This window comes from Methyloversatilis discipulorum (assembly GCF_000527135.1).
Taxonomy (GTDB): domain Bacteria; phylum Pseudomonadota; class Gammaproteobacteria; order Burkholderiales; family Rhodocyclaceae; genus Methyloversatilis; species Methyloversatilis discipulorum.
Genome location: NZ_AZUP01000001.1, coordinates 693,174 through 710,662, shown reverse-complemented (window position 1 = coordinate 710,662; position 17,489 = coordinate 693,174). Strand labels below are relative to the sequence as shown.

At 64.2% G+C, this 17,489-nt stretch carries 14 protein-coding genes; 1 reads left to right on the top strand and 13 read right to left on the bottom strand.

Going from position 1 to position 17,489, the window contains the following annotated elements:
- Positions 1-55: 55 nt before the first annotated feature.
- The 13 genes from METFAM1_RS0103210 to METFAM1_RS0103150 form a co-directional block, all read right to left on the bottom strand.
- Positions 56-1,381, bottom strand: coding sequence for a DUF1329 domain-containing protein (locus METFAM1_RS0103210; protein WP_019918108.1), 1,326 nt, complete (start codon positions 1,379-1,381; stop codon positions 56-58).
- Positions 1,382-1,398: 17 nt separating this feature from the next.
- Positions 1,399-2,979 (bottom strand): DUF1302 family protein, encoded by a 1,581-nt coding sequence (locus METFAM1_RS0103205; protein WP_232419640.1) that lies wholly within the window; start codon positions 2,977-2,979, stop codon positions 1,399-1,401.
- A 91-nt stretch (positions 2,980-3,070) separates the two neighbouring features.
- On the bottom strand, positions 3,071-5,449 hold the full coding sequence (locus METFAM1_RS0103200) for an efflux RND transporter permease subunit (RefSeq protein WP_019918106.1): 2,379 nt from the start codon (positions 5,447-5,449) through the stop codon (positions 3,071-3,073).
- 21 nt (positions 5,450-5,470) lie between these two features.
- On the bottom strand, positions 5,471-6,481 hold the full coding sequence (locus METFAM1_RS0103195; protein ID WP_019918105.1) for a WD40/YVTN/BNR-like repeat-containing protein: 1,011 nt from the start codon (positions 6,479-6,481) through the stop codon (positions 5,471-5,473).
- Positions 6,482-6,714: 233 nt separating this feature from the next.
- Positions 6,715-7,218 (bottom strand): acetone carboxylase subunit gamma, encoded by a 504-nt coding sequence (locus METFAM1_RS0103190; RefSeq protein ID WP_019918104.1) that lies wholly within the window; start codon positions 7,216-7,218, stop codon positions 6,715-6,717.
- Positions 7,219-7,256: 38 nt separating this feature from the next.
- Positions 7,257-9,581: a hydantoinase B/oxoprolinase family protein gene (locus METFAM1_RS0103185; protein WP_019918103.1), complete on the bottom strand. Its 2,325-nt coding sequence runs from the start codon at positions 9,579-9,581 to the stop codon at positions 7,257-7,259.
- Between the two features lie 83 nt (positions 9,582-9,664).
- Positions 9,665-11,812, bottom strand: a complete 2,148-nt coding sequence (locus tag METFAM1_RS0103180; RefSeq protein ID WP_019918100.1) for a hydantoinase/oxoprolinase family protein — start codon at positions 11,810-11,812, stop codon at positions 9,665-9,667.
- 835 nt (positions 11,813-12,647) lie between these two features.
- The gene (locus tag METFAM1_RS0103175; RefSeq protein WP_019918099.1) at positions 12,648-13,274 is read right to left on the bottom strand and encodes a glutathione S-transferase family protein; all 627 of its coding nucleotides are present in this window, start codon (positions 13,272-13,274) and stop codon (positions 12,648-12,650) included.
- Positions 13,275-13,383: 109 nt separating this feature from the next.
- A complete protein-coding gene (locus tag METFAM1_RS0103170; RefSeq protein ID WP_024300415.1) occupies positions 13,384-14,013 on the bottom strand; it encodes a glutathione S-transferase family protein in 630 nt (209 codons plus the stop codon).
- Positions 14,014-14,036: 23 nt separating this feature from the next.
- A complete protein-coding gene (locus METFAM1_RS0103165) occupies positions 14,037-14,633 on the bottom strand; it encodes a peroxiredoxin (RefSeq protein ID WP_019918097.1) in 597 nt (198 codons plus the stop codon).
- On the bottom strand, positions 14,630-15,070 hold the full coding sequence (locus METFAM1_RS0103160) for a MerR family transcriptional regulator (protein WP_019918096.1): 441 nt from the start codon (positions 15,068-15,070) through the stop codon (positions 14,630-14,632). The genes METFAM1_RS0103165 and METFAM1_RS0103160 overlap by 4 nt, the downstream gene beginning before the upstream one ends.
- Positions 15,064-15,711 (bottom strand): 3-oxoacid CoA-transferase subunit B, encoded by a 648-nt coding sequence (locus tag METFAM1_RS0103155; RefSeq protein ID WP_024300414.1) that lies wholly within the window; start codon positions 15,709-15,711, stop codon positions 15,064-15,066. The genes METFAM1_RS0103160 and METFAM1_RS0103155 overlap by 7 nt, the downstream gene beginning before the upstream one ends.
- 1 nt (position 15,712) lies before the next feature.
- Positions 15,713-16,411, bottom strand: a complete 699-nt coding sequence (locus tag METFAM1_RS0103150) for a CoA transferase subunit A (RefSeq protein WP_019918094.1) — start codon at positions 16,409-16,411, stop codon at positions 15,713-15,715.
- Positions 16,412-16,995: 584 nt separating this feature from the next.
- On the opposite strand from METFAM1_RS0103150, the gene METFAM1_RS0103140 reads away from it, so the two are divergent.
- Positions 16,996-17,331, top strand: a complete 336-nt coding sequence (locus METFAM1_RS0103140; RefSeq protein ID WP_019918093.1) for a cupin domain-containing protein — start codon at positions 16,996-16,998, stop codon at positions 17,329-17,331.
- Positions 17,332-17,489 lie beyond the last annotated feature (158 nt).

The following is a 17,489-nucleotide window of genomic DNA, read 5'->3' as shown; positions in this document are numbered from 1 at the left end:
CACAGGGTCGGGCGAACATGCCGGGAGGAGGTTCCAGCAATGCGTTCAACTGCGCTTACTTGCCCGTACCCGTTGCCACTTCTTCGAGCACGTTCAGCGATACGTCGGTTTCCTTGACGCCCTTCGGGTTGGACTTCATGTTCGACGACCAGTTGGTGGCGTGGCCGCGCTTGACGTCGATGATGTGACCGATGACGGGCATGACCGCCTTGTAGCCGTCGTCGCCGATGTCAGGCCGGTTCTGGAAGATGAACATCTTCCAGAACTCGCCCTTGCGGTCTTCCGCATAGCCGAGGTAGGGACGCGGGAAGTCCACTTCCATGTACACCACCTTCTTGCTGTACGGATGCTCATCCGGCGGGATGCCCTCGACCACGTACACTTCGCGCGGCTCCCAGCCGATGTCCTTGGCCGGGTTGAAGTGCGGCGCCTCGCTCATGTTGATGCGCGGGAAGCGCTTCTGCGGCTCGGTGTAGGGCTGCGACACGTCCACGCTCATTTCCGGGCTGTGCGCGATGGCCAGCACCCAGCGCTTCTCGATCAGCTTGTTCGACTTGTACTTGGTGGGCGCGGCGTCCCAGATGTCCCAGTCGTCGTACAGCTGGTCGGTACCGCCGATCGGATCCATCCACGCGCCACCGGACAGACGGCGTACGCGGCGCACCGACTTCAGGTAGGCGTAGGAGTCGTCCGGCTTCTTGGAATCAGCCTGGTTGTAACGGACCGAGAAGGTACCCAGACCACGAATGTCCTGCGGGTAGTGGGCGACGAAGTAGGTCTTCTGCGCGATGGTGCCGTCGCCGACCGTGATCGGACCGCCATCCAGTCGCCCTTCCATGTAGTAGCGGCGGGACTGGAAGGCCTGCACGCGCTCATAGCCCTTCTTCGCGTCGAGGAAGGCCCAGGCGATGTCGCGCAGGTCCATCGTCGCGCCATAGGTGGCGGCACGCAGGTTCCAGATCACCTTGTCGCCGGCGTGCGGATCGTCCATCTTGATCGTTTCCGGCGGGAACATCATGCCGGCCTGCCAGCCCGACACGGTGCGGTCCGCCGGATTGAACTTGACGGTGCCGACGTTCTTCTTCGACCACTCGACGTACTTCGGATCCATCTCGATCTTCTTCGAGTTGGCGAGCTTGATGGTCAGGTTGTAGTTCTTGATCATCCACTCCAGCTTCTCCGGCACCATCGAGGCGATCGTCTTCTTCTCGAAGGTGTCGTTCTTGATGCTGTCGTAGTTGCTCTTGTCGATGATGAAGCCGGCTTCCAGCTCCTTGGCGTTGATCTGACCGGCGGCCAGACCGAGCACCAGTGCGAGCGCACCGGCGACACCCGTGCGTCGCGCGCGACCGGCCGGGATATGTGTGTTGAGCGTGTACATCTGTCTTCCTCCTTTGATCAGAACTGCCGGGTCAAGCGAAACACCAGCTGGCTTGCGCGACTGAAGTAGCCGAACAGCTGGGATTCACCATTGCTGAACTGGGTCCTGTTGCTCTTGCCGCCGTCCCAGAAAATGTCCGCTTCGACCTTCGCCAGCCACTTGTCGGAGAAGGTCATCGCCACGCTCGGGATCGCGAAGCCACCACCGTTCGACAGATCGAAGCCCACGGCCAGGCCGGGATTGATCGTGTCGTTCTTGTAGTTGAGCGTCGTGAACATGGTCAGGATGGTGCTGTGCTCGTTCAGCTTGGTGCCGTAGGCGAACAGGCGAACGAGGTCCTCACGGCCGTCGTAGTCCAGCACCTGGGTGTTGAACAGCTGGACCGACGAGAAGGACGGACGCGAGGTGCCGAAGATGCCTTCGAGGCTCAGGTCCTTGTCGATGCGGATCATGGTCCGCAGCGTGTCCTTCTTCTTGATGCCGTTCAGACCGATGCCGGGGTTGGCGGCATTACCCGGATTGAAGGCGCCGCTGCCGACGTTGTAAGGCTGGTCCTTGGTGAAGGCGACTTCCGCGCTGATCACGGCGTCCAGCGTTTCGCTGTAGCCGCTGACCGTGGCGCCAAGCACGTCGATCTTCGGATGGATCAGGTCGAACACGGCACCGGTGACCGGTACCCCCTGGTGCGGCCTGAAGACGGAACTGGCCACCGGATCAGCGGCAAAGGTCGTCAGGTAGGCGATCGAGTAGTTCAGACCGTAGGCTTCACCGGACCAGCGGATACCGCCGGTCACGTCGTCCATGTCGCCGTCCTTGTGATCGCAGTTCTTGTCCGTCACCTGCGTCAAGTCGAAGCCGCGGTAGGGCTGGAAGAACCAGCGGCCGCCACGGATATCGTAGGTGTTGCCGATGTCCTCGCAGCGGTCCCAGCCCGGACGCACGAAGGCGGCGATCATGCCCTTGGCTTCGGGAATGCGGATCTTGGTCGACACCATGATCAGCGGCTTGCGCCATTCCTCGTTCTCGCCCTCGAAGAACAGGCGCCAGCTGTAGTCGTAGCCATGAACCAGGTCCATCGCCTGGAAGAAGTCCGACTCGCCCCACACCAGCTGCTGCTTGCCGGCCTTGACCGTGATGCGGTCACCAATCGGAATCTCCGCCCAGAACTCGCGGATGTCGCCGTTGTTGTAGTTCTCGGTGATGCTCTTGCCGCCGGCCGTGCCGTTGGTGGCACGCAGGTCTTCGAGATCTTCGAGGTAGTTCGTCTTGTACTCGCGGTCGAGGCGACCGATCACCTTCCACTTGACCGGGCCGGTCTTCGCGTCGGCGTCGAGCAGCACGGAGCCACGCAACATCGACAGCTTGCCGGCGCTGTCCTTGCCGACTGCGCTCAGTTCCGGTTGATCCTCGAGATTGAACGAGGCCCAGGCACGCGCGTAACCCGACAGCTGGAAACTGAAATCGTCCGTACCCGCCCAGTTGCCACCCTCTTTCGCCGCCTCCTCGGCGCCCTGCGCGACGGGCATGCCCATCATCGCCAGTGCCGCCGCCACCGCCAGACCGGTGCCGGTCCGCCTGAAGGTTCTGCTTCTTCTCATGTCTCCACTCCCTCCTGTTTGGGACTACCCATGAGCCGCCTGCACACGCCCGTCGCCGTCGGCTGACACCGACGGGCGCGACGGGCTGCCCTCACACAACGACTGCAGGTTCTTCGGCGCGCTCGATCGGGCGCTGTTTGCTGCCCACGATGAACGCGGGGCGGAACACATAGACGATGGCCGGCATGATGAAGAGCGCACTGAAGGCCGAGATGAAGAGCCACAGAGCGATCAGCAGACCCATGTCGGCCTGCAGGCGCAGAGACGAGAAGCTCCACAGACCGACGCTGGTGATCAGCGTCAGTGCGGTCACCAGTACGCCGCGACCGGCGCTGGACAGCGCCTTGACGATGGCGCGTTCCACGTTGGGGTTGTGGTGCAGTTCCTCGCGGATGCCATCGACGATGTAGAAGGTGTAATCAACCCCCAGACCGATACCCAGGGCGACCACCGGCAGCGTGTTGATGTTCATGCCGATGCCCTGCCATGCCATGTAGCTGAAGGTGATGGTGTTGGACAGCATCACCGGGATCATGAAGAACACCCCGGCCACGGTGGAGCGGTAGGTCACCGTGCAGCAGACCACCAGCACCAGCAGCGCGAGCGCGATCGCCTCGATCTGGCCGGCGAGGATGACCTCGTTGACCGCGGCCAGCACGCCGACCAGGCCGCCGGCCAGCAGGTAGTCCGCCTTCTCGATCGGGTTCTGCGCCACGTAGTCCTGCACGCGGGCCACCGCGGTACGGATGGTTTCGCCCTGGTGGTCGCGGAAGAACAGCGTGACCGCGCCGTTCTTCGCGTCGGCGTCGGCGTAGCGGTCCATGTCGCCCGGATCGGAACCCGAGACGAACATATAGGTCAGCTCCGAGTTTTCGCCGGCGTCGTTGCCCAGTTCGGCGTACATCGGATTGCCCTCGCGCAGCACGCGGCGCACCTGCGGCAGGATGTCGGCCAGCGAAATGCTGCCGCCGACCTCGGGCTGGGCTTCCATGTAGCGCTGGAAGTTGGCCATGCTCTGCAGCACTTCCGGCTCGCGCAGCGCGCCCTTCTCCTTGCCGGCGACCACGACGAACATGCGGTCGGAACCTTGGAACTGGCGGTTGATGTCGGACGCATCCTGGTTGTACGACGAGTCCGGCCACAGGATGGGAGAACCCGGGTTGGCGTCACCCACCTTCAGGTTGAAGGCATACCAGCCGGACACCACGAACACGATGCCGGTGATGGCCAGCACGACGTAGCGCAGGCGCGTGGTGACGACACCTGCACAGGCACGCAGGATGGTTTCGAGCACCGGGCGAATGTTCAGCGGATGCACGAACCCCTGTCCCGGCTTGAAGAAGGACAGCATGACCGGGGTCATGATCAGCGCACTGACGAAGATCGAGAAGATCCACACCGTGCCGATGTAGGAAATCTTTTCCAGCATCGGTATCGGGGTCAGCGCCACCACCAGCACGCAGCCCGCGTCGGCGACGATGGCCAGCATCGAAGGCTTGAACAGATTCTTCGCGCTCGCCACCGCGGCCGCGGCCGACGTCGTCGCGCCGTGCGCGATCTCGTCGTCGTAGCGCGAAATCAGCTGCACCGAGTTGGAGATCGCCTGCGCCGTAATGAGGAAGGCCACCACGATCACCAGTGGATCGAGGTGGAAGCCCATCAGTTTGGCTGCGCCCAGCGCCCAGATCGCACTGATGACACCTGCCAGCAGCGGCAGCACCGTGCCGTGCCAGGTGCGCGTGATCAGCATCAGGATGATGACCAGCGAGGCGATGGCAGCAAAGAAGATCTGTATCGTTTCGTCGAGGTAGTAATTGACCCAGCCGTAGAGCACCGGCTCGCCGACCACGCGCACCATCACGCCGTCGCCGTCGGCCTCCTTGACCAGACCCATGATCTGCTCGAAGGCCTTGCTGTAATTGATGTCACCGTCGAGGAAGTCGGCGGTGATCAGCGTGGCCTTCAGGTCCATCGACACGTAGGGGCCGTAGATCAGCGGATTGTTGAGCACCGCCTCCTTCAGCACCGCCATCTCGGCCGGCCCCTTGGGCAGTTCCGGCCACATGATCGGCCGCGACTCGACGCCCTCGGTCGAGGCGCGCACCTCCTTGATCTTCTTCGATGCGATCGAGATGATCTGGTAGGTGTCGACGCTGTCGACCTGCTGCAGACCGACGGTGATCTTCTGCACCTTGGCCAGCACCGAGGGCTTGAAGATGTCGCCTTCCTTCACCTCGATCATGATGCTGACCATGTTCGAACCACCGAACGTGGACTTGAACTGCTGGTTCACCGCGACGTACGGGTGGTTCTTCGGCAGCAGGTCGCTGAACACCGTCTTCACTTCGACGTGGCTTGCGAGATACCCCATGACGGCGGTCAGCAGCGCCACTGCCAGCACCACCCAGGTGCGATGGCGGATCAGCGTCGCGAACGTGTGTTCGACCTTGCTGAAAGTTTCGTTTTTCACAGCACTCTCCCCCTGCGCTTCTTATCGACCGACGATGGTCAGCTTGCCGCCCTCGAGCACGCCCAGATTGGCGCCCGATACGTAGTAGCGATTGCCGGCACGCGCGATCTGCGTGCGCCAGGACACGTCACCCTCTGAGATGCGACCGAGCTTCCATTCGGAGGCTGCGGCGTCCGATGTGACCATCACGCCCTTGTCGCCGACGGCGACCCAGCGGTTCTCGTCCCATGCGATGTCAAGCAGGTGTTCGCGGGTCAGGCGCGGCACTTCGCGCCAGCTGGCGCCACCATCGCTGGTCACCAGCAGGGTCCCGGTCAGGCCCACGGCAACGCCGTTCTGGTCGTCGCGGAAATCGACGCCCATCAGGCTCACCTTGTTTTCGAGTTCGTTCTCGGTCCAGGTCGCGCCGCCGTCGGTGGTGCGCATGACGGTGCCGAACTCGCCGACCAGCCAGCCGTTCTGGCCGCGGAAGTAGATGTCGTTCCAGGCGCGGTCCTTCTCTTCCATCGCCCGCGTCCAGGTCGCGCCCTTGTCGTCCGAACGCAGCAGCGAACCGAATTCGCCGACCGCCCAGGCCACGCCGTCAAAGATGTGCACCCGGAACAGCTTGTTGGGGTTGTCCGACTTCGGCACCTGCCCGGCTTTCCAGGAACTGCCGCCATCGGCGGTGTAGAGAATGACGCCGTGATTGCCCGCCACCACCGCGTGCTGCGCATCCCAGGCGGCGATGCCCTGCAGATTTTCGTAGGTGGGTGCCACCTGGCGGTGCCAGGTCTTGCCGCCGTCGTCGCTGCGCACGATCTTGCCGCCGGTACCGGCAGCCCAGGCGATCTGCTCGCTCGGTGCGGTGACGCTGAAGAAGTTGTCGCGCCGCTCGACCGCCTTCGGCTCGACCTTGTTGATGACGGCTTCCGCCTTCACGAAGAAGCCCGCATAGAGCAGGCCGCCGATGATGGCGATGGGAAGCGTCGAGGTAATCACATTGACCACGGCGCGTGCGCCGCTGCCAAACCGCTTGAGCGAATGAAGCATCTCAGTCTCCTTCTGGCGCCGTTCCGTGCTTGTCGCGCGTGACGCTTTTCATGACCTGAAAGGAACGCGGGCGTGAGCTGCCCCCTGCAGCCGCGCAGGCCGCATGACGCAGTGCCGTTTCCGTGTTCAGGGTGTGTCGCGCCGAGCGGCCGGCGGTGACCGGCCGCTCGCGCTGCAACCGGCCTCCCCCGGCCGGTTTCACCGGGGCGCCTTGTGGGCGCCCCGGTGCTGCATCACGACGCCCGTTCGGGCACCGGAAGGCCGACCCACTCCTTGTAGAAGGCTTCGATGTCCGGCTCGAAGTCGTGGATCACCGGGTACCACGGAGTCGGTGCCTCGACGTCGTGCAGCGTGCCGCAGGTCGGGCAGTAGTACTCGCGGTACACCTGCCAGTTGGTATCCGGCGCCATCAGCTTCGGATAAACCTCGGTCATCGCCTCTTCCGTGTCACGCACGTAGATGTGCGCGTGCATCTTCCAGTTGTCGGTGTAGTCGCAGAACTCGTGACCACAATCGCACTTGATGACCCACTGCTTCTTCGCGGTCTGCACGATGTACATGTGCGGGGCCAGCGGCAGCACGATCTTGTCCTTGAAGGTCACTTTCTTCTGCAGCGCCTCGACGTACTGCTTGAAGCGGCTGTTGTCCTTCGGCATGGACAGCATGCGGAAAGTGGTTTCCCAGTCCAGCGTGCCCTCGGCCAGGTGAGCGACCTGCTCGTTGGTGTAAGTCGACATTTATTGCTCCTTGATTCGCGTGATCGGTCTGTTGGAGGTCACTCTTCGACCTGGACGACAGTGGTGACGTCAGGCATCAGCGACAGGTCCATGCGGTGCTTGGAACCGTAGGACGGAACGCCCAGTTCGGTCTCCAGCAGTTGCCAGTCGGCCGGCAGGCTCCAGAAGTCCTTGAAGTGCTTGGTGAACTTCTCGGACAGCGCGAAGCTGGTGGCGAACATGTGCTGGACGGCCTGCGACGCGTGCTTGTTGATGATGCGTTCGCGCTCTTCCTTCATCCATTCGCGCACCGGCACCGCACGGGCCAGACGTTCCTTGCGCATCTCGGCGCGACGGGCCTGGGTCTTCGCCACATCGATGACATACGCACCCTTGGCGTTCTGGGTGAAGACGGCGCCGTACACCTTCTGGGCATACTCGGGCAGCAGGAACTTCTCGTTCAGGTCCTTCTCGATCGCCTTCGGCTCGCGGTCGATCGGGTCACCGAAGCCGGGGCCACCACGCAGGTAGTTCAGGTACAGATCGTGGTTGTCGTAGCAGTCCTCGGTGGTCATGCACTGCTTGTCGCGCTTGATCCGTGCCGTGGCGTCGATGTTGTGCTCGTAGGTCGGCGAGGTCGGATCGATGTCACCACCCAGCGGCAGGCTTTCGCCGTTGGCGATGCGGCGCTCCAGGCCCGTCTTGTGGGCTTCGAAGCGATAGCCGGTGGCAGCCGGGTAACCACCCATCATGCCCCAGTCGCTGTTCATGAAGCCGTTGCCCATGAAGAACATCGTCCAGTCCTGGGCGTTCCACACCATGCGCAGCGTCTCGAAACCGCAGCCGCCACGGTACTTGCCGTAGCCGCCGGAGTTGGCCTTCACGTTGCGGCCCATGTAGAGCAGCGGTTCGGCCATTTCCCAGATTTCGATGTCGCCCATGTCGCCTTCCGGATTCCAGATGGCGGCGGCGTGGTTCAGGCCGTCCTTGACGGCGCAGGCACCGGTACCGCACGACGAGGCTTCGAAGCTGTTCACCGCGTGGATCTCGCCGTCCTGGTTGATACCGCCACCCTGCAGCCAGTTCGAGGTGTTGGCGTTACCGGCGTTCACCTCTTCGAGGTAACCGCGGCTGAAGTAGGACTGCGACAGGCCGCGCCACAGCGCTGCCCAACCGGACACCAGGAAGTGCCATGCGTAGGCGTGACCGGTGCGGCGGTCGTCCGGGTTGCACCAGGTGCCCTTGGGCAGGTGGAACTCGGTGGCGAAGTAGGCGCCGTCGTTGATGCGCTGCGTCGGCACCAGCGTCTGGCACATCATCACCCAGATGCCCGAGGTGAACGCCACCTGGTGGGCGTTGAAGGTGTGCCAGCCCCAGCGGCTCGCACCTTCGAAGTCGAGGCGCCACTTGCCGTCCGGCTTGATCGTCATTTCGCACGGCGAGTGCATGATCGAGTCGAGCTTGGCGAAGGCGGACGACACCTGCACGTCCTCGTGCTTGTACGGCACATCGACGAAGGACACCTTGCGGTACTTGCCCGGCAGCGTCATCGCCTTGATGCGGCTCATCAGGCCACGACGGCCTTCTTCGATGACTTCGTAGGCGAACTTCTCGTAGGCCTCGATGCCGTCGGCACGAATCACTTCCTCGACCAGTTCGCGGATCATGTGGCAACCGGCGATACGGGTCTTCTCGTCGAGAATCCAGTACTTCGGCGTACGCACCGAACGCTGCGATTCATGCAGCCAGTCGCGCAGCGGCGTGTCATTCACACCGGTCTTGCGGCAGGTGATCATGTAGCCGTCGCCGAAGCGCTGCACCTGACCGGTCGACATCGAACCCGGGGTCACTGCGCCGGTGTCAATCACGTGCGTCACACCACCCACCCAGCCGATCAGACGGCCTTCCCAGAAGATCGGGACGATGGTGGCGATGTCGCACGGGTGCACGTTGCCGATCGAGCAGTCGTTGTTCGTGAACATGTCACCGGGATTGATGCCGGGGTTGGCTTCCCAGTTGTTCTCGATCATGTACTTGATCGCAGCGCCCATCGTGCCGACGTGGATGATGATGCCGGTCGAGGTGAGCACGCAGTCGCCGACCGCGTTGTACAGCGTGAAGCACAGTTCGCCTTCCTGCTCGACGATCGGGCTGGCGGCGATCTTCTTCGCCGTTTCGCGGGCATGCACCAGGCCGCCGCGCAGCTTGGAGAACAGCTTTTCGTAGCCGATCGGATCGGCGTCGCGCAGTTCCAGCTTTTCCAGGCCGTTGTAGTGGCCGGACGCCTTGGTCCGTTCAATGATGCCGTCGCGGAACTGCTTCAGCGTCTGGCCGTTCTTCAGGAGATCGGCGAAGCCGGTCTCGTTGTTGCTCAACATGTTCATTCAGTCTCTCCTTTGGAGTTTTTTCCGGATCGCTGTGCTGTCGACCCCGGATGGGTGCCGACAGCCCTTCAGGACACCGGCGCTTACTTGACTTCCTTCAGGTGGAACAGGCGGTGCTTATCGACGAAGGTCTCGAAGCCGTCCGGCACGACGAAGGTGGTGGCATCGGATTCGATGATGGCCGGGCCGACGATGTGGTTGCCCGACTTCAGCGCTTCCATCTTCCAGATCACCGCATCGACCCACTTCTTGTGGCGATAGAACGGACGGGTACCGATGCGCGCTTCCGGCGGCGGCGTGGGGCCGCAGTCCGGGTCTTCCGGCAGCACCGGCTTCTGCGTCACCACGGTGCCGCGCATGATTGCGCCGGTGGCCGAGAAGCCCAGTTCGGGCGAACGTGCGGAGCTCGCATAGACGCGGCCGTAGGTGTTCTCGAAGGCTTCGACGATCTTGTCCCAGTCGGACGCGGTCGCAGCGGTCGACACCGGCGAGATGATTTCCAGGTCGTTCAGCTGACCCATGTACTGCATCTTGTAGCCGGGGATGAGCATCACGTCTTCCGGCTTGAAGCCGTTGATGACGAACTCCTCGATCACCTTGCCCGCCAGCTCCGTCCAGGCCGCCTGCAGGGTCTGGCATGCGGCCGCCTTGTCGGCGTCGCTGGCCAGCTGGGCGACACCGAGGTCGACCGACTTGTCGTAGCGATATTCGAAGTCAGCGCAGGCGCAGCCGAAGGCCGAGAAGCCGGCCGCCCAGGCCGGTACGACGACGTCCTTGAAGCCGACGCCTTCGGTGTAGCCGTAGGTGTGAACCGGGCCCGCACCGCCGTAGGAGAAGCAGGTGAATTCAGCCGGGTTGTAGCCCTTGGCGCTGATGTTGGCGCGCAGGTACTCGGACAGCGTCAGGTCGAGCAGCTCGATCACGCCGGCGGCGGCGTCTTCCACCGACAGGCCCAGCGGGTCGGCGATCTGCGCCTTGATGTGGTCACGCGCACGCTGCACGTCGAGCTTGATCGCACCGCCGAGGAAGTTGTTCGGGTTCAGGTAACCCAGCACGACGTGGCAGTCGGACACCGACACGGTATCCAGACCGGATTCCGGCCAGCAGGTGCCGACACGGTAGCCGGCGCTGTCCGGGCCCAGCTTCAGCGACTTCGAGTACGGATCCAGGCGCACGAAGGAACCTGCGCCGGCGCCGACGGAGTCCATCGCCACCAGCGGCAGCGACAGCACCAGGCGCGCCATGTCCGGATCGGACTTGATGGCGAACGAGCCCTTGGTGATCAGTGCCACGTCGAACGAGGTACCGCCGATGTCCGAGCAGGCGATGTTCTCGTCACCCAGCGCTTCGCCCAGCAGCTTGGAGCCGATCACGCCGCCGATCGGGCCGGACACGATGGTGCGGGCCAGTTCCTTGGCCTTCCAGCTGATGGTGCCGCCGTGTGTGGCCATCACGCGCAGATCGAACTTGCCGCCGTGCTTCTTGAAGCGGTCGCTCACCTTCTTCAGCGTTTCGCGCGACGGTTCCGCGCCATAGGCTTCGAGAATGGTGGTGTTCATGCGGTGGCTTTCCTTGCGCTGCGGGTAGTAGTCCACCGAGGCAAAGACCGGGATATTGACGTTCAGCTTCTTCAGCTCTTCCTTGACGATGTCGCGGGCGCGCTGTTCGCTGGTGCCGTTCTTGTGCGACTGCAGGAAGCAGATGACGATGGCTTGCGAGCCGGCATCGACCAGCTCCTTCACCGCGGTGCGCACTTCGGCTTCGCGCAGCGGGATGACGACCTTGCCCTGCACATCGGTACGCTCGGTCACGCCACGGGTACGCGACACCGGAACCAGCGGCTCGTCATAGCGATGCGTGTTCAGGTGGATGCGGTCTTCCAGTGCGTAACCCAGGTAGCTCTGCAGCGCGCGGCCCATCGAATGCACCTGCTCGAAGCCGCGGTTGCAGATGAGGCCGACGTCGAGGCCCTTGCGCATCAGAACGCGGTTCAGCATCGCGGTACCGGAGTACACGCAGGTCACCAGCTCCGGGTACACGTCATCGACCTCACGGCCCCAGTGCGCCAGTGCATCGACCGACGAGTTGTAGATCGCCAGGGACTCGTCCCCGGGATTGCTCTGTGCCTTGCCGACCACGAAGCGGCCGTCCGCACGGACAAAGAAGGTGTCGGTCATGGTGCCGCCTGCATCAATCCCCAGCACCTGAACCGACGAGTTATCGATCGTCATCTCCACGTCTCCATTTGAATAGTCCAACTGCTCTTCGCCTCCGACCCCCGTGGGCCGGTGTTTCCTGATCGATCTGGCCGCGATCGAACGAAGCTCAAAGTGCAAGGACGGTGCCAGTGCGGATTCCGGCACGCAGCAATCTCGCAAGCGGTTGATTTTTCAACGGATAAATTTCTTCGCCCGGAGGGGGACAACATGCCGACGGGCATCGGACGGATGGAATTCGGACGGCATCGTATGAGGCGACCGTAGTGCGATCGGACAGTCCGGAAACCCGCGTCGGACGGTCGTTTCGGACGGTTTCGACATGCTGCGTCGCAGCAACTTCCGGGCGGCACCAACGCGCCTGGTCGCGCGGTGTGGCAGGACGACTAGGGGAGCGCGCTTGCTCGCGAGATTGCCGCCTTGATCGAAGCCGGCGGCCGGCCAAAGCCGTGTCGCGGCCAGGGCCGCTCCCACAGGAAATGCGCACGACACGCGGGTCGACGCGGGGCTTCTTGTGGGAGGGGTCTTCTGACCCCGACAGCGACCGTGGGCAGTGCGCGGCGCTCGGTTCAGGTCTCGGCGTTAGCCAGGGCCGCTCCCACAGGAAATGCGTACGACGCGCGGTCGAAGCGGGGCTTCTTGTTGGAGGGGTCTTCTGACCCCGACAGCGACCGTGGGCGGTGCGCGGCGCTTGGTTCAGGCCCAGGCGTTCGTCACGACCACTTCCCGCGGAGCGTCCTCGCGCGCTTACTGGAGCGAAGCCTTTGGGAGCGAGCTTGCTCGCGATCGCGTCCTTGCTCGAAGCCAGCGGCCAGCAACAGCCGCGTCGCGGCCAAGGTCGCTCGCCCGCTCAACGCAGCAGGATGGACTTCACCTTCCACACATGCTCGGCCGGCCGTTCGAGCGACGGTGACGGCAGCGCGCGCAAGCCACGCAGTGTGGCGTCGCGCGCGGCGATGCGCTGCAGCCAGCGCGCCAGCGCGTTGAAGCGATGCATGTCCACGTCGGACCAGGCATGCATGCGCATCCAGGCCCAGTGTGCGATGTCCGCAATGCTGAACGTGCCGGCAAGGTAATCGGCACCCTGCAGGTGGTGATCGAACAGCGCGAACAGACGAAGCATCTCCGCCCGTGCAGCCTTCGCGTCACCCGTCTTCGCCGCGTCGGCGGCATCGACCGGCAGCATGAGCCACTGCATCACACGCGAACGACCGATGGCGTCGCTCGGCATCAGCTGGCCGCTGCGTTCGGCGAGATAGACCAGAACCGGGCCGGCATCGCTGACCGAAAAACCCGCTGCGTCGTGATCGACGATGGTCGGCGAACAGGCGCAGGCGCTGACGCGCAGGAAGTCGGGCGCCAGACGTTCGCCGCTGCAGGCGTCCATCGGGTGCACGGCATAGGGGATGCGCAGCTCTTCGAGCGCAATCGAAACCTTCCAGCCATCAGGTGTCGGTGCAGAGTAAAGGTCGATCATTCGCGCATCCCCCGATGCAGTGCTCTGTCGCCTCGATGCGATCCGGATGCGCGCGCCACGCTGCCCTGCAGCGTGTCGCCACTCACCGGGCTTCGCATGTCGGCAATCCTCAGGCGCGCGCGCTCGGGCGCGCGCTCACGTCCTTGTGCCAGCGCAGGAGATTGCTGCAGTCGGCCGGAATGCCGATGTCCGACCAGCCGGCGAACTCGATGCTGCAGAAGGTGGTGCAGTCGGCCACCGAGAAGGTCTCGCCGGCAACGTAGCGGTGCTTGCCGAGTTGCTGGTCGAACTTGCGGAAGAAGTGACCGAGCCGCTCGCGGCCGCGTTCGACCAGGGCCGGAATCTGCGCCACCGGCGACGCGAAGCCCGGCAGGCCGCGGTCGCGGAAGGCGTCGGCGGTATTTCGGAACACTTCGCCGGCGGCCATCATGCCTTCGTCGAAGGCACGCCTTTCCCACATGTCGACGATGGCGCGCTCGTAGGCGTTGCGGCCGAGCAGCGGCGGCGCCGGATGCAGTTCTTCGAGGTAACGGCAGATCGCCATCGACTCGCCGATCTGGCGACCGTCCGGCAGTTCCAGCATGGGCACCATGGCCTGCGGAAACTTCTCGATGTAGTCGGCGCGCAGGCGCAGGTTCTCGCCCGACACTTCGACGATGTTCAGGTCCAGGTCCTTCTCGACCAGAAACATGCGAACCCGCTTCGGGTTCGGGGCTGCGTGCCAGTCATACAGTTTCATGTGTCCGTTCTCCCAGGGTGCCATCACAGCATGTCCGAATGTTCGGCGAGGTAGCTCGCCACGCCGCGGTCGGTCGGCGTCATGCCAGCCTTGCCCTTCTGCCATCCGGCAGGGCAGACCTCGCCGTGCAGTTCCGTGTGCTGAAGCGCGTCGATCACGCGCAGCAGTTCGTCGATGTCGCGGCCCAGCGCGAGGTTGTTCACGATCTGGTGCTGCACCACGCCAGAACGATCGATCAGGAAGGTGCCGCGCAGCGAAATGCCCATCGGCCCTTCGACGCCGTAAGCGCGCGACACGGCGTGCGTCATGTCTGAAATCAGCGGATAGCTGAGCGGGCCAACACCGCCTTCGGCATACGAGGTCTTCTTCCACGCCAGGTGGGTGTAGGCCGAGTCGATGGAACAGCCGACGACATCGACGTTGCGACGGGCGAACTCGGGCATGCGCCGCTCGAAGGCGATCAGCTCCGACGGACAGACGAAGGTGAAATCCAGCGGATAGAAGAACAGCACGGTGTAGCGCCCGCGACCGTCCGACAGCGTGTAGGGGCGGAATTCGTTGTCGCCCCACACCGCGTTCTCGGTGAAGTCCGGCGCCGTCTGGCCAACCAGGATGCTCATGTCGATTCCTTTGAAGAGACGATTTCCGGGCGGAAGTGCCGGGCACGGAAAGGCTTGCGCTGACGTCCGGCCGGCGGCGGGTCGTAGCCCTCGGGTTGCCGCCAGGCCATCAGGCGCTGGTAGCTGGCGAGCAGCTTCATGAAGTTGGGCAGTGCGCGACGGGCCGGCGACGCTTCGTCGTACAGGTCCATCAGCTCGCGCAGTTCGCGCAGCGTGAAGCCGAGCTGCACGGCGGCCGCGGCGATGATGAGCCGGTCGTCGTCCTCACAGGTGTAGCGGTCGGCGCCGGCAGCGTCGATGATGCCGAGCTCCTCGAAGGCGGAAATCCGCGCCAGCGGGATGCCGTAACCCTGCACCAGTTGCTGTAGCGTGATCACGTTGGCGCGCGCGCTGCGACGCGCGGCGGCGGCAGGCGCCGCACCGCCCGGCGTCAGCACAGCACCACCGGCGCAGTGAGCACCGGCGCACCGGTCTTTTCGAGCACCTCGTCGATGCTCACGCCGGGCGCCAGTTCGCGCAGTTCGAGACCGTCCGGCGTCACTGCCAGCACGCACAGGTCGGTGATGATGAGGCTCACCACGCCGACCCCGGTCAGCGGCAGGTCGCACTGCTTCAGTATCTTGTGTTCGCCGCTGCGGCTGCAGTGCTCCATCATGACGATGACACGGCGCACCCCGGCCACCAGATCCATCGCGCCGCCCATGCCCTTGACCAGCTTGCCCGGAATCATCCAGTTCGCCAGATCGCCGCGCTCGCTCACCTGCATCGCGCCGAGGATGGCGAGGTCGATGTGACCGCCGCGGATCATCGCGAACGAATCGGCACTGCTGAAGAAGCTGCTGCCGGGCAGCGTGCTTACTGTCTGCTTGCCGGCATTGATCAGGTCGGCGTCGACCTCGTCCTCGGTCGGAAAGGGGCCGATGCCGAGCAGGCCGTTCTCCGACTGCAGCCACACGTCCATGCCGTCGGGAATGTGGTTGGCCACCAGCGTCGGCATGCCGATGCCGAGGTTCACGTAGTAGCCGTCGCGCAGTTCGCGCGCCGCGCGGCGCGCCATGTCATCTCGTGTCCAGGCCATGTCAGGCAGTCCTCGTCGTGCGTTTTTCGATGTGCTTCGAAGGGGTGCGATTGACGATCACGCGCTGCACGAAAATGCCCGGCGTATGGATCTGGTCCGGGTCGAGCTGGCCGGTCGGCACGATTTCCTCGACCTCGGCGATCGTCGTGCGCCCGGCAGTCGCGATCATCGGATTGAAGTTGCGCGCGGTCTTGCGAAAGACCAGATTGCCTGCGCCGTCGGCCTTCCACGCCTTGACCAGTGCCACGTCAGCCAGCAGTGCGTGCTCGAGCAGATAGCGATGACCGCCGAAATCGCGCGTTTCCTTGCCGTCGGCCACCGGCGTGCCGACGCCGGTACGCGTGTAGAAGGCCGGAATGCCGGCGCCGCCAGCGCGCAGCTTTTCAGCCAGCGTGCCCTGCGGCGTCAGTTCGACCTCCAGTTCGCCCGACAGCAGCTGTCGTTCGAATTCCTCGTTCTCGCCGACGTAGGACGCGATCATCCGGCGCACCTGACGATTGGCCAGCAGCTTGCCGAGGCCGATGCCATCGACGCCGGCGTTGTTGCTGATCACCGTGAGGTCATGCGTGCCGCTGTCGGCCACCGCGTCGATCAGCTGCTCGGGTATGCCGCACAGCCCAAAGCCGCCGACCGCCAGCGTCTGTCCGTCCTTGAGCAAACCCTTGAGCGCGCTCTTGGCGTCCGGGTAGAGCTTTTTCATCTGCCTCCTCCTTGTTGCATCGGTGTTTCGCGACGTCGCCGCGAGTTGTCCGGAGGAGATTCAGCAAAGCCTGTGCCGGGCCATGGCTTGTGCGATGCGCAATGAAACGAATCGCTTGCTCAGGCTGGAAGTGAAGACGGGAGAACAGGAAAACGCTGCATTGCACCAAGACGCAAGTCCGAAAATCGGCCGCCCCGCGCCGACCGGCGGTCCGACTTTCAGGCGACGCCTGCATGGACGATGTCACCCGCGGCGCCACTGCCGGCCGCTCGCGCATCCCGGCGCATGGAAAGGTCTGCGACATTCCCGACAAGGCGTGCTGAGGATGTCGGTGGCCGGAGCATTGCCTGCGTGCCGTGCCGCCGAACGCCGCAGTCCGGAAATCGACCGACGGACGCCGCCGGCAGTTCGACTTTCAGCCTGCGTCATGCCTGCGTGCCGAGGCGGTACGGAGTCCGCCAGACGACGCGCCGGCGCCGTCTGCGGCGGGGGGACAGCGCGACGCGTGGCCGGCGGCTGGCCATGGCACGCTCCGTGCGCTGGAAGCGTCGGGTCAATCCTGACCGGCCATTCCGGAGTCCCGCATGTACACCACCCAGTTTCACGCCGACGATCTGAGCTGGCAGGCCAGCGGCATCGACGGCGTGCACTACAAGGTACTCAACGGCAACCCTGCCGAAGGCCCCTCCGTCGTCGTCTATCGCTTCGACCCCGGATCGGCGGTGCAGAACCATCTGCACACCGAAGCCGACGAGGTCGCCTATGTGCTCGAAGGCGAGTTCATTGAGAACGGTCGCCGCTACGGTCCGGGCGCCGTATTCGCCGCGCCGGCCGGCACCGCGCACGGGCCACACGAGACGGACACCGGCTGTACCGTCATGTTCATGCTGTCGAGGACACTGGACTTCGTCGCCGTCTGAGCGGTGCCGGCAGAGGCGCCGCTCCGGCGAGGCTGCTGTCGGAGCGTCCTGGGCCACCACACGGCCGCTGCAGTTCGCGGGCTTCGATACACGCTGCTGTCGGGGTCGGAAGACCCCTCCCACAGCCCCCGGCCCCGGCGCAGGTCCTGGAGCGGTCG

Coding starts and splice junctions, on each gene's coding strand:
- METFAM1_RS0103210 (WP_019918108.1), bottom strand. CDS start 1,381: ATGTACACGCTCAACACACATATCCCGGCCGGTCGCGCGCGACGCACG.
- METFAM1_RS0103205 (WP_232419640.1), bottom strand. CDS start 2,979: ATGAGAAGAAGCAGAACCTTCAGGCGGACCGGCACCGGTCTGGCGGTG.
- METFAM1_RS0103195 (WP_019918105.1), bottom strand. CDS start 6,481: ATGCTTCATTCGCTCAAGCGGTTTGGCAGCGGCGCACGCGCCGTGGTC.
- METFAM1_RS0103190 (WP_019918104.1), bottom strand. CDS start 7,218: ATGTCGACTTACACCAACGAGCAGGTCGCTCACCTGGCCGAGGGCACG.
- METFAM1_RS0103185 (WP_019918103.1), bottom strand. CDS start 9,581: ATGAACATGTTGAGCAACAACGAGACCGGCTTCGCCGATCTCCTGAAG.
- METFAM1_RS0103180 (WP_019918100.1), bottom strand. CDS start 11,812: ATGACGATCGATAACTCGTCGGTTCAGGTGCTGGGGATTGATGCAGGC.
- METFAM1_RS0103175 (WP_019918099.1), bottom strand. CDS start 13,274: ATGATCGACCTTTACTCTGCACCGACACCTGATGGCTGGAAGGTTTCG.
- METFAM1_RS0103170 (WP_024300415.1), bottom strand. CDS start 14,013: ATGAAACTGTATGACTGGCACGCAGCCCCGAACCCGAAGCGGGTTCGC.
- METFAM1_RS0103165 (WP_019918097.1), bottom strand. CDS start 14,633: ATGAGCATCCTGGTTGGCCAGACGGCGCCGGACTTCACCGAGAACGCG.
- METFAM1_RS0103155 (WP_024300414.1), bottom strand. CDS start 15,711: ATGGCCTGGACACGAGATGACATGGCGCGCCGCGCGGCGCGCGAACTG.
- METFAM1_RS0103150 (WP_019918094.1), bottom strand. CDS start 16,411: ATGAAAAAGCTCTACCCGGACGCCAAGAGCGCGCTCAAGGGTTTGCTC.
- METFAM1_RS0103140 (WP_019918093.1), top strand. CDS start 16,996: ATGTACACCACCCAGTTTCACGCCGACGATCTGAGCTGGCAGGCCAGC.